At 69.8% G+C, this 11,061-nt stretch carries 9 protein-coding genes; 2 read left to right on the top strand and 7 right to left on the bottom strand.

Features of this window, described 5'->3' with window-relative positions; translation table 11 throughout:
- The first annotated feature begins 94 nt into the window (after nucleotides 1-94).
- A complete protein-coding gene (locus BKH20_RS09940; protein WP_075390932.1) occupies nucleotides 95-1,540 on the top strand; it encodes a replication-associated recombination protein A in 1,446 nt (481 codons plus the stop codon).
- A gap of 262 nt (nucleotides 1,541-1,802) precedes the next feature.
- Here the strand turns inward: BKH20_RS09940 and BKH20_RS09935 are convergent, their stop codons facing one another.
- The 3 genes from BKH20_RS09935 to BKH20_RS09925 all read right to left on the bottom strand — a co-directional run bounded on the left by BKH20_RS09935 (nucleotide 1,803) and on the right by BKH20_RS09925 (nucleotide 5,953).
- Nucleotides 1,803-2,060, bottom strand: a complete 258-nt coding sequence (locus BKH20_RS09935) for a hypothetical protein (protein ID WP_075390931.1) — start codon at nucleotides 2,058-2,060, stop codon at nucleotides 1,803-1,805.
- Between the two features lie 3 nt (nucleotides 2,061-2,063).
- On the bottom strand, nucleotides 2,064-3,062 hold the full coding sequence (locus BKH20_RS09930) for an SPFH domain-containing protein (protein ID WP_075390930.1): 999 nt from the start codon (nucleotides 3,060-3,062) through the stop codon (nucleotides 2,064-2,066).
- Nucleotides 3,063-3,361: 299 nt separating this feature from the next.
- Nucleotides 3,362-5,953, bottom strand: a complete 2,592-nt coding sequence (locus BKH20_RS09925; protein ID WP_075390929.1) for a (Fe-S)-binding protein — start codon at nucleotides 5,951-5,953, stop codon at nucleotides 3,362-3,364.
- A gap of 626 nt (nucleotides 5,954-6,579) precedes the next feature.
- Here BKH20_RS09925 and BKH20_RS09920 point away from each other — a divergent pair.
- The gene (locus BKH20_RS09920; protein WP_143224987.1) at nucleotides 6,580-7,863 is read left to right on the top strand and encodes a hypothetical protein; all 1,284 of its coding nucleotides are present in this window, start codon (nucleotides 6,580-6,582) and stop codon (nucleotides 7,861-7,863) included.
- A 246-nt stretch (nucleotides 7,864-8,109) separates the two neighbouring features.
- Here the strand turns inward: BKH20_RS09920 and BKH20_RS09915 are convergent, their stop codons facing one another.
- The 4 genes from BKH20_RS09915 to BKH20_RS09900 all read right to left on the bottom strand — a co-directional run bounded on the left by BKH20_RS09915 (nucleotide 8,110) and on the right by BKH20_RS09900 (nucleotide 10,846).
- Nucleotides 8,110-8,427 (bottom strand): DUF4235 domain-containing protein, encoded by a 318-nt coding sequence (locus BKH20_RS09915; protein WP_070658065.1) that lies wholly within the window; start codon nucleotides 8,425-8,427, stop codon nucleotides 8,110-8,112.
- Nucleotides 8,428-8,803: 376 nt separating this feature from the next.
- The gene (locus tag BKH20_RS09910; protein WP_003788709.1) at nucleotides 8,804-9,169 is read right to left on the bottom strand and encodes a hypothetical protein; all 366 of its coding nucleotides are present in this window, start codon (nucleotides 9,167-9,169) and stop codon (nucleotides 8,804-8,806) included.
- Nucleotides 9,170-9,250: 81 nt separating this feature from the next.
- On the bottom strand, nucleotides 9,251-9,700 hold the full coding sequence (locus tag BKH20_RS09905; RefSeq protein WP_075390927.1) for a TetR/AcrR family transcriptional regulator: 450 nt from the start codon (nucleotides 9,698-9,700) through the stop codon (nucleotides 9,251-9,253).
- Between the two features lie 78 nt (nucleotides 9,701-9,778).
- Nucleotides 9,779-10,846, bottom strand: coding sequence for a YdcF family protein (locus tag BKH20_RS09900; RefSeq protein ID WP_075390926.1), 1,068 nt, complete (start codon nucleotides 10,844-10,846; stop codon nucleotides 9,779-9,781).
- Nucleotides 10,847-11,061: the final 215 nt, after the last annotated feature.

The raw sequence follows: 11,061 nt of genomic DNA, 5'->3' as shown, positions 1-11,061 counted from the left end.
CACCAACTAAACCAGCCCCCGATCGGTCAGGGGCCGGTTGTCCCTGACGCAAGCGGCCGGAATTGATGTCACTGCCAGGCCCTACGCTCAGGGCATGGCTCGCCGTACACCCGAACCGGACTCACCCTCGCTGTTCGATGCCGCCGGCCCCGACGGCTCCGGCCTCGTCGACGACCCTGCCCGCCCGCTGGCCGACCGGCTGCGCCCGCGGGCGCTCGACGACGTCGTCGGCCAGGACCAGCTGCTCGCCGCTGACGCCCCGCTGGGCCGCATGGTGGCCTCCGGCCGCCTGTCCTCGATCATCCTGTGGGGCCCGCCGGGCTGCGGCAAGACGACGATCGCCCGGCTCCTGGCCGACCGCACCGGCCTGGTCTTCGAGCAGGTCTCGGCGACTTTCTCCGGGGTGGCCGACCTGCGTCAGGTCTTCGCCGCCGCGGCCCGCCGCCGCGAGATCGGGCAGGGCACGCTCCTGTTCGTCGACGAGATCCACCGCTTCAACCGTGCCCAGCAGGACTCCTTCCTGCCCTACGCCGAGGACGGGACGGTCGTCCTGGTCGGTGCGACCACCGAGAACCCGAGCTTCGAGCTCAACGGGGCCCTTCTGTCGCGCTGCCAGGTCATGGTCCTGCGCCGCCTGGACGAGGCCGCCCTGACCGAGCTGCTGGCGCGCGCCGAGTCCCTGACCGGCCGCGCCCTCGCCCTGACCGACGAGGCCCGCACCGCCCTGCTGGCCATGGCCGACGGCGACGGCCGCTACCTGCTGGGCATGGTCGAGCAGATCCTCGCCGCCCAGGACACGGGCGGCGAGGGGCCACTCGACGTCGAGGGGCTGCGCGGCGTCATCACCTCCCGGGCTCCCCTGTACGACAAGTCCCGCGAGGAGCACTACAACCTCATCTCCGCCCTGCACAAGTCGATGCGCGGCTCCGACCCGGACGCCGCCCTGTACTGGCTGGCGCGCATGCTGGACGGGGGCGAGGACCCGCTCTACGTGGTGCGGCGTCTGGTGCGATTCGCCAGCGAGGACGTCGGCATGGCCGACCCGGCCGCCCTCCAGATGACGCTGGCCGCCTGGGACGCCTACGAGCGCCTGGGCTCACCCGAAGGGGAGCTCGCCATCGCGCAGGCGGTCGTCTACCTGGCCACCGCGCCCAAGTCCATCGCCGTCTACCGCGGTTACGGGCGGGCGGCGCGCCTGGTCCGCCAGACCGGCTCGCTCATGCCGCCCGCCCACATCCTCAACGCCCCCACCCGGCTCATGAAGGAGCTCGGCTACGGCGAGGGCTACGAGTACGACCCGGACACGGCCGACGGCTTCTCCGGCGCGGACTACCTGCCCGACGGCGTCAAACGGCAGCCCCTCTACGAGCCCACCGCCAACGGCCACGAGCGCCGCATCCGTGAGCGTCTGACGCACTGGGAGGACCTTCGGGCGCGCAAGCGCGGTGAGGGCGTTGCTGAGGGAGGCGACGGCCGGTTGGCTGAGGGCGTCGGCGGCAGACTGAGCCAGACGGGGACTGAGACGCAGGCCAGTTCCTGACCTTCCTCGTATCGACGGGGACAACCAACGCGTGCAGGGGCATTGCGGCGCGGCCGGGGGCATTCGACGCCGTCGGGGACACTTCTGTGCGGCCGGGTGCGGTTCGCGCGTGCGGGGACCGGATTCCCGTCCCCGCACGCGCAAGATGTCCCCGGCTGTGCGGGATTGGCCCCGGCCGGAGGGGAATGTCCCCGTGGACGGAGGAGGGGTGGTCCTGCGGGCGCCGGACCGGTCGAGGTTTGGGAGCAGTGGGCCGCCTCGCCTACTCGCTGTTGTCGGCGGGGCCGATGTCGTCGGTCCGCTCGGCCGTTCGTTTCTCCCCGCCGTCCTTGCGCAGCCTGCCCCGCCCACGCATGGGGGCGGCCTTGACGCCGCGTCCGGCGTCGTCGAGCGCACGGCGCAGCAGGACCTCGATCTGGGCGTTGACCGAACGCAGGTCATCCGCCGCCCACTTGGCGATGGCCGAGTGGACGGCGGGATCCAACCGAAGCAGGACCTGCTTGCGCTCCTTACCGGCCACGGCTCAAGCGTAGAGGGAACCGGTGTTGACGACGGGCTGGGTGCGCTGGTCGGAGCAGAGCACCACCAGGAGGTTGGAGACCATCTGGGCGCGGCGCTCCTCGTCCATGGTGACGATGTCGTCCGCCTCGAGGCGCTTGAGGGCCTGGTTGACCATGGTGACGGCACCCTCAACGATCTGCTCGCGGGCCGCGATGACCGCGCCGGCCTGCTGGCGCTGGAGCATCGCCTGGGCGATCTCGGGGGCGTAGGCCAGCGAGGAGATGCGCACCTCGACGATCTCCAGGCCCGCCAGCGCCACCCGGGCCGCCACCTCGGCCGCCAGCTCGGCGGAGACGAGGTCCGTGCCGCCGCGCAGCGAGGTCTCGCCCGGTCCAGGCTCGTCGTAGGGGTGGGTGGTGGCCACGTGGCGCAGCGCGGACTCGGCCTGGGCCTTGATGAACTCCCAGTAGGCCTCGACGGCGAAGACGGCGCGGGCGGTGTCGGCCACCTGCCACACGACAATGGCGGCGATGTTGACGGGGTTGCCGTCCAGGTCGTTGACCTTGAGCTCATGGGTCTCGAAGTTGTGGACTTTGACGGAGACCCTCCTGCCGGTGGTCAGCGGCGGAACGAGCACGAGACCCGTGTGGCGCACAGTGCCGATGTAGCGGCCGAGGAACTGACGCACGCTGGTCTCACCGGGCACCACGATGGTGAAGCTGCTGAACAGCGGAAGGGCGATGAGGAGCCCCACGCCCCCGGCGACGATGCGCAATGCCGCCCCTGAGTTGCCTGCGTCAGCGGCGATGCCGCCGACGATGAGGAGGGTGATCGATCCGGCGGTGAGCGCCAGGATGAGGAGCAGGGCGAGGAGGGCGGGACCGGAGCCCGCGGCCAGGGCCGGCTTCTCCGTGATGTCGACGCGGCTGGAGGAGTGCTGAGGGGCGTTGGTGGGCTGCTCCAGTGTGTCGGTGGGGACGGGAGTGGGGGAGTCGGTGGGTGGAACAGGGGACGTGGGCATGAGAACCTCCTTGAGTTAGCAAAATGATATCTATTTTTTGTGGAGGTGCAAGTGATGCTGCTGGACTGTGCCGCCTGTGCTGCGCTGCGGGGTGCGGAGCGGTGGAGTCTGATGGCATTGCGTCACGGCCGGGGACAATCGACGCGTGCGGTGGCCGTTCCATGCGGCCGGGGGCATGCGACGCCGTCGGGGGCCGGAATCCCGTCCCCGAACGCGCAGAGTGCCCCCGGCCGGAGGGGAATGTCCCCGGACGCGCGGAGTGCCCCCGGCTGAGCCGACGGGGTGAGGTCGACGTCCGCTTACTCTTCGCCGCGGCGCACGGCCTCCAGCATGAGGGTGGCCACGTCCGTGACCCGCACGTCAGCGCCCTCGGAGGCGACGCCGTCGGAGAGCATCGTGGTGCAGAAGGGGCAGGCCGTGGCAATGACCTGCGCGCCGGTGCCGATGGCCTCGCGCGAGCGCTCCACGGCAATGCGCGTCCCGATCGTCTCCTCCATGAAGGCGCGCGCCCCACCGCCCCCGCAGCAGAAGCCCCGCTCGCGGCTGCGCGGCATCTCCACAGTGGTCGCGCCGGTCGCCTCCAGCAGCTCACGCGGCGGGGAGTAGACCTGGTTGTGGCGGCCCAGGTAGCAGGCGTCGTGGTAGGTGACCGTCGGGATCACCGGCTCGCCCGTTGCCTTGCTGGCGGTCTCCCCGCCCGACGGCCTCGCCGGGGCCTCGGCCTGCGGCTCGGCGGCCTCGGCGCTCGACGTCGGGGCGTCCCCGGCCGGTGAGTCGCTGACCCGCCCGGAGGCGGGTGTCGACGTGGCCGGGGCAGCGGAGGCCGATGGGGCGTCGGGCGCCGTCGAACCACCCGCGGCCTGCGGCGGCGCCGGACGCAGCCGACCCTCGCGCACGAGCCGGTTCAGCAGTTGGGTGTAGTGGACGACCTCGTAGCGGCCCCCGATCTGCGGGTACTCCCGCGAGATCGTGTTGAAGCAGTGCGCGCAGGTCACCACGATCCGCTGCGCCCCGACCTCGCCCAGGGTCTCCACGTTCTGCGCGGCGAGCATCTGGTAGAGGATCTCGTTGCCGGCGCGGCGGGCCGGGTCGCCGGTGCAGGTCTCGGCGTCGCCGAGGACCGCGAAGCTCACCCCCGCGGTGTGCAGCAGCTCGGCCACCGCCCGCGTCGTCTTCTTGGCCCGGTCCTCGTAGGCGCCGGCGCAACCCACCCAGAACAGGTAGTCGACGTCCGCGGCGCTCTCGACGTCGTCGCCGATGACCGGCACCTCGAAGTCCAGGCTCTTGGCCCAGTCCAGGCGCTTGCGCGCCGGCAGCCCCCACGGGTTCCCCTTGGACTCCATCTTGCGGAACATGCCGCCGAGCTCCTTGGGGAAGGCCGACTCCATGAGCACCTGCTGGCGGCGCACATCGACGACGTGGTCGACGTGCTCGATGTCCACCGGGCACTGGTCCACGCAGGCCCCGCAGGTGGTGCAGGCCCACAGGACGTCGGCGGGGATGACCTCCCCGGCCAGGGGCGCCGGCCGCGTGGCCACGCCCGTCTCGGTGGGGGCCGCCTTGGCCGCCAGCAGCGCGCCGAGCACGTCGCCGGTGTGGGCGGTGCCCGGCTCCAGGCCCAGGTTCGTCTCGCGCGCCAGCCCGTCGTGCATGCCCAGCGTCTTGCCGACCAGCCCGCCGGAGGTGGGGCGGGAGGCCACCATCTCCTCGGTGACGTCGTCGGGCTCGACCCCCAGGGCGCCGGCGGCCCGCAGGTAGGGGGCGGCCGCCGCGTGGTGGTCGCGCAGCGCCATGACGAACAGCTTGGGGGACAGGGGCTTGCCGGTGTTCCACGCCGGGCACAGATCCTGGCAGCGGCCGCACTCGGTGCAGGTGGAGAAGTCCAGCAGGCCCTTCCAGGTGAAGTCCTCGATGCGGCCCACGCCCAGGCGCACCTCGGGGCCCTCGCCGGAGTCGGCGGCCTCCATGGCCTCCTCCAGCGTGTCCATGGTGGCCTCGGTCAGGGGCTCGTCGCCGACCATGAGCGGCTGGAGCGGGCCCAGGGCCTTGGAGCCGTCCACCTCGCGGCGCGCGTAGACGTTGAGGATCGCCAGGAACCGGTGCCAGGCCACCCCCATCGAGGGCTGCAGGCCCACGACGACGAACCACGTCATCGACAGCACCACCTTAATGGTGGCGACGACGAGGATCGCGTTGGCCAGGGCGCCGGCGCTCAGGGGGGTGAGCAGCGGGCCGGTCCAGGCCGTCAGCGGGAAGTGCGTCCAGGAGGCCAGGGCCCGCTGCGCCGGGTCGGGGGAGGCGGCCAGGTGGGCGTGCTCCAGCATCCGCAGCGCCAGCACGCAGGCGACCACGCCGATGATGGTGGCCTCGACGAACTTCGCTTGGGCAGACGTCGACCCGGCGAAGCGGGAGGTGCGCGGACGCTTACCGCCCTCGGAGTCCGGGGCGTAGGGCGGGGCGGCCCGGCCGGCCCGGGTCAGGCGCCAGCGCAGGATCGTCAGGCCCACGATCCCGAAGGTGGACAGCCAGGCGATGATCTCGACGACCCAGGCCCACCAGGCGGCGTGGCCAATGAGCGGCAGCGCGAAGTCGGGACCGCCCAGTACTTGCCCGTAGCCGGCCACGAGCGTGAGGAACAGCAGGGGGAAGGAGACCATGACCAGCCAGTGGGCGGCCTTGATGAAGGGGCGGCCCTTGAAGGCGGTGTGGCCCACGAGTGCCCCCAGCGTGAGTGCCAGGCGCCGGCCGACCGGGTGCAGGCGCTCCGGCGCGGTCGCGCGGCCCACGGCCATGCGGGCGCCAATAGTGCAACAGGCGCGTGCGAAAACTGCGATACCGATCGTCGTAGCGATGACGACGATGACGACACAGACGATCTGCACGGCACTCATCGGGGCGGGTTTCCTCAGGTCTCCGAAGGCAAAGGCGAAAGCGCTGGGAGGTGGGCCGGCGGCGCCCCGGAGGGTCGCCTGCGCGGCACACCATTGGCGCTCCCCGTCAGCCTACCTGGGGGTCGGCGGGGAGCGGGGCGGCTGAGGTGCCACAGTAGAAAAGTGTCACGATTGGCGACTTTTCGAGGCGCGGCCATCGGCCGCGAGCTCGACTGGATCCTCAAAAACTGGCTCTGACCTGCGCAGACACCGTGGTTCCGAGTGTGCGGAGGCCTCTTGCGAACGGTGTGCTGGCTGGAAAAGTCGCCCAGAGTGACACAATGGCATGCGGAACTGGTATGTCGATTCATGCACGTTTCAGAGACGACCATTACCGTGCGGGCCGACATCTCCAGGAGGCGCGTACCTCCGTTCCCACCGTCCTGCGCCAGCAACAGAGCCTGTGACCACCATCAGCGACAGGAGCAACTGTGTCCCCTCGCAAGAAGCCGACTGCCAAGACTCGCCAGTCCACGACACCCCGTAAGCCTGCCGCTCCCAGGCCGACGAAGGTGACCCTCTCCCGGGTCAAGAAGATCCTGATCTGTGTCGACGTCCCCGTGATGGTCAGTTGGGATGGGGTGCTCGTGGGCCTGACCGACAACAGTGCCCTGAGGTTCCAGGTGGTCCCCGACCTCCTGACCGTCTCTATCCAATGGCATTCGAAGGCCCCGTTTTACATGTTGGAGGCGCTGTGTATCCTCGTCGAGTCCTGGAACGCCAGTCCGGATAACGATGACATGCTGAGGGCCTATGTCGTCCCCTCGCCGGAGGATGACTCGGTGCTGTTGTGCGCTGCCTCCACACTGCCGGTGTCGGCTGGGATGACTGACGATCAGCTCGGCCACTACCTGCGCGAGGCCATTGACGCGTGCATGTTCTTCGAGGACTTCCTGGAGGAGACTTTCCCGCAGACACGCTTTGACGACTTCGCCAAGGACGCCGGGATCCAGATACCCGACAGCCCGGAGGAGTTGCTGGCCGAGCTGGGCGGGGAACCTGCCGAGGCCGTGAGCCAGCTGGTCGAGCGCGCCCGGGTGCTCCTCGATAGTGACATGGACAAGGCCTCCATGCTCCTGACCCAGGCCTCCAGGATTGCCGAGGCCAACGGCCTCGACCCGGTGGAGTTGGGCATCCATGACGTCTTCGCTGCCACGATGGAGAAGGTCCTTGGGCAGCCTGAGATGTTGGGTAGCCGTGAGGAGGCGCTGGGACGGGCCATGCTCGAGGCTCTTAAGGCGGAACGCGACGAACCGGATCACGCCGAAGGTGACGAGTCCGATGGTCCCAACGAGCTTGCCGAGCCGAACATGCTCGACGACGGCCAGGCCGAGGCTGCCATCGCGGACCTGTTCGGACTGAAGGGCCTTGGTCGTGTTCCCTCTCGGCTGCCTGCGCTGACTCTCTCGCTCGTGGTCGAAGCGCTGAACCCCGACTACGACTTCCTGGAGAAGGACGGTGCTGTCATCATCCCGATCGGGGATGATGCCTGCGAGCTGGTGGTCGGGGTCGAGGGGACGGAGCTCGTTGTGACGGCGCGCTGGAGCGGGATGAGCCCGTTGGACCGGGTGCTGGCGCCGATGGTTGCCAATGACTGGAACGTGGTCAGTCATGTGATGGGTGTGCGCACGGGCTTCGCTGATCGAATGGGTGAGGCGATCAGTGACGCAGCCACCGCTGGTCAGGCCCCTCCTCAGGCAGGTGACTCGGTGCTGAAGGCCCGGCCCGATACCGGTGGTGACATCATCGCCCGTGCCTCGTGGTGCCTGGGCGCGGGGGTCTCCAGGGCTCAGATCGTCGCGATGGTGGATGCAGCCGCTGCGGAGGTCGAAGACATTGGCTTGTTCCTCCGCGGTGAGGTCGGCATCTGAGAACGGGGGCCTGGGGCTGAGGCGCGACAGAGGAGAAAGTGTCACGATTGGCGACTTTTCGAGGCGCGGCCATCGGCCGCGAGCTCGGCCGAATCCTCGGAGGCTGGCTCTGACCTGCGCAGATGTAGCAGCGCCCGGCGCGTGGAGGCGCCTCGTGAACGGTGTGCCGGCTGGAAAAGTCGCCAATCGTGACACGGGACCACCAGAATAGTGTGCCGACCCCGCAATGGGGCCGGCACGGAGTCCTCAGGCGCTGATGGCGCGCAGCGCGTAGGGGGAGTCGGGACGGCGGGCGCTGTACCACTTGGCGGCCTGGCGCAGCCCGAGCTCACGCACCAGGGTGACGGTGGCCCCGGAGATGATGGCGAAGGTGACGATCTCAGCCAGCTTGTAGTTGAGGAGCTGGTCCTCCTCGCGCGGGGCGGGCCGGCCTGAGATCACTCGCCATCCGAGCGCCACGACCTTCTCGGCCACGAACCCGGAGGCGAGCGTTGCCACGGCTGCGGTCGCCTTCCACATGAAGTCGGTGGTCTGGTCGGTCTGGGCGGGGTCCTGTGCGCTCATGAGTCCTCCTTGCGCCCCGGTCGGGCGGCGTCGTGGGTACCTGCGTGCTTGGTGGTGGGGCCGACGGAGTCGGCCCGTTCCGTCCCGATCATGCCGTACCCGGGCCGACGCTGCAGCCAGTCCCGCCCGCGTGGCGCCAACTGCGGGGCCTGGGTGCTCGTACCGTGCGCCGCGCGTTCGGGGGTCAGGGCTTGAAGCAGCGCCTCACCCCACGAACGCGCGGGAGAGTGATGGGTGTCGTGGTGTGTGGTGCTGAGCCGCTGCCTGAATGGGGCGGCGGGCTCACACCTGGAGGCTTATTCACAGGGCTAGCCGACTCCAGCATCTGCGCAGGTCAGAGCACCTTTGACGGATGCTGTGAATAAGCCTCCTGGACTCACGCCTGGGCGGGGCGGATGGCGGCGTTGATCTGTGCGGCCAAGCCGGCGGGATCGTCGACCGTGAGGTAGAGGTGCGTGAAGCGCTCGTCCTCCAGGGTGACGACCAGCGTGTTCTCGTAACCGGAGATGTTCCAGAACTGAGCCGTGCCCTCGGCGTGAAAGGTCCCGGAGAGCTTGCTGCCGGCCTGCAGGCCGGGCCCACGCCAGCCCTTGGGTTCGTGGCGCAGGCCGGGGTCGTGCGTGGCGCCGCGTACGTGCGCGAGCGGGATCTCCAGGCGGGAGGTGTAGGACCACATCTTGTCCAGCCCGTGCGGCTCAACGCTCAAGGTGGTGTCGGTGATGGTGACGGTGTTGCGGCTCATGATGTCTGCTCCTCTCGTGGGCAGGTCGGTTGGGTGGAAGTGAGCTGGTGGTCTGGCTAGTGAGCGCGGGGCTGGAACGGATTACGTCGGCGGTGAGGCCGATGTCTTTCGGGTCGCTGCGGCCGAGCTCGACGTCGCAGCGCCGGCCCGCTCCAGCAGGCGCCGGCCCAGCGCCTCGGCGGTGATCTCCGCCCGGTTCAAGGCGACCTCGAGGGCCTCGCGCACGGCCGCGTCCCCGGGGGCGATCTCCATGAGCGCCACGAGGACCAGGTCGAGCTCCTCGTGGCTCGCCTCTGCGGCGTCGGCCGGGCTGCCTGAGGTGTCCGCAGGACTCAGAGCGGCCAGTGCCTCGGTGAGGCAGCGTTGGAAGAGCCCGTCCTTGGAGCCGAAGACCCCGTAGAGGCTGGCGCGGTTGACGCCGGTGGCCCGCACCAGGTCGTCCACGGAGGCTCCCGCGAAACCGCGCTCGGCGAAGACCGCCGTGGCGGAGCTGATGGCCTCGCTCTCGATGAAGGTACGTCGTCGTCCCATGAATCCAGAATAGACGTTCTAGAACGGTCATTCAAGAACAACCATTCTGAAATTCTTGGGCGGGAAAGGCCGCCTCCCTCAGCCGATATGCCCCGTCTGCGCGCCGAGGACCAGCAGCGCGTACAGCACGGCGAAGACCCCGGCGATACCGGCGCAGGCCAGGGCGGGGCGGCGCCGGTAGGTCAGGACGGCGACGTACTCGCGCAGCCAGGCGTTGACGATGTAGAACCAGGCCGTGCGCGCCGGCGCGACTGCCCACGGCACCCCCATGTCGGAGGCCAGGATCGCGGTGCGCACTGCGTGGAAGGAGCTCGTCACCAGCAGCACCTGCGGGTCCGTCATGCCGCGCTCGGCCAGGAGGTCGCGCGTGTAGGAGATGTTCGTGCGGGTCGTCGTCGAGCGGTCCTCCAGGAGGATCCGCTCAGGCGGGACGCCGCGGGCGATTGCGTAGTCGGCCATGGCGCGCGCCTCGCTGACCGGCTCGTCGGCGCCCTGTCCGCCGCTCATGACCAGCAGCGGCACGCCGGGGCGCAGAGCCTCCTCGTCTTGCCAGGCCTCGATGCCGCCCTTGATCCGCGAGCCCAGCAGCGGCCCGACCTTCCCGTTGATGAGTCCGGCGCCATGGACCACGACGACGTCGGGGTGCGGCATCGCCCGGCGCCCGCCCCAGATCCGCTGCACCGCCGTCTGGCCCAGGAAGATGAGGAGGAAGACGCCCAGGTAGGCGCAGGCGCAGAACATGAGGGCGGCGACCAGCAGGGTCCAGGGGCTGGCGGTGGCCACGAGGGCGACGGCGGCCACTGGTGTGGCGATGAGTCCCAGGCCGGCCGCCAGGCACAGCAGGTTGCTCAGGCGCCGGCCCTCGCGGCGGATGAGGACGACGCCGTTGAACATGAGCAGGAACGGCATGAGGGCGATGAGCAGGAAGAAGGCGGCACTGCTCAGTCCCACCGGGAGCTTGAGGGCGGGGATGAGGGAGGCCAGGTGGAGCAGGGCTCTGACCGTAGCGCCGGCCAGGAGCAGAAACAGGATTCCGTTGCGCAGCCGACGGTTGTCGCGGCGTCGCGAGAGCTTGAGGAGCCCCCACCACAGTGCCAGGGCGGCGACGTCGACCAGCGGAGCGGGGAGGAACCAGGGGGTGCTCATGGGGTGGCTTCCTCTCGTGGTGCAGGGGTGTCGGGTTTTTCTGAGGCGCGGGGTGGTGGGGCCGACGAGTCGGCGTTCATCACAGGTGCGGAGCCGGCAGATGCCGCCTTGATCGCCTTGCGCTCATGCGATCAGGTTAGGAGGCGGCGCTCAGTGAGTGTGAGCGTCGTTGGAACGATTCGTGGGAGGCGGCCCTCCACCCTTCGGACGACGGC

Source organism: Actinomyces oris (genome assembly GCF_001937445.1).
GTDB lineage: Bacteria > Actinomycetota > Actinomycetes > Actinomycetales > Actinomycetaceae > Actinomyces > Actinomyces acetigenes.
Note: the sequence above shows the minus strand (reverse complement) of the source record. Positions and strands in the feature narration are given on the sequence as shown.

Excerpts from the sequence above, each read along its gene's own strand:
- BKH20_RS09910 (WP_003788709.1), bottom strand. The coding sequence starts at position 9,169 with ATGAGCCGCAACACCGTCACCATCACCGACACCACCTTGAGCGTTGAG.
- BKH20_RS09930 (WP_075390930.1), bottom strand. The coding sequence starts at position 3,062 with ATGCCCACGTCCCCTGTTCCACCCACCGACTCCCCCACTCCCGTCCCC.
- BKH20_RS09900 (WP_075390926.1), bottom strand. The coding sequence starts at position 10,846 with ATGAGCACCCCCTGGTTCCTCCCCGCTCCGCTGGTCGACGTCGCCGCC.
- BKH20_RS09905 (WP_075390927.1), bottom strand. The coding sequence starts at position 9,700 with ATGGGACGACGACGTACCTTCATCGAGAGCGAGGCCATCAGCTCCGCC.
- BKH20_RS09940 (WP_075390932.1), top strand. The coding sequence starts at position 95 with ATGGCTCGCCGTACACCCGAACCGGACTCACCCTCGCTGTTCGATGCC.
- BKH20_RS09925 (WP_075390929.1), bottom strand. The coding sequence starts at position 5,953 with ATGAGTGCCGTGCAGATCGTCTGTGTCGTCATCGTCGTCATCGCTACG.
- BKH20_RS09915 (WP_070658065.1), bottom strand. The coding sequence starts at position 8,427 with ATGAGCGCACAGGACCCCGCCCAGACCGACCAGACCACCGACTTCATG.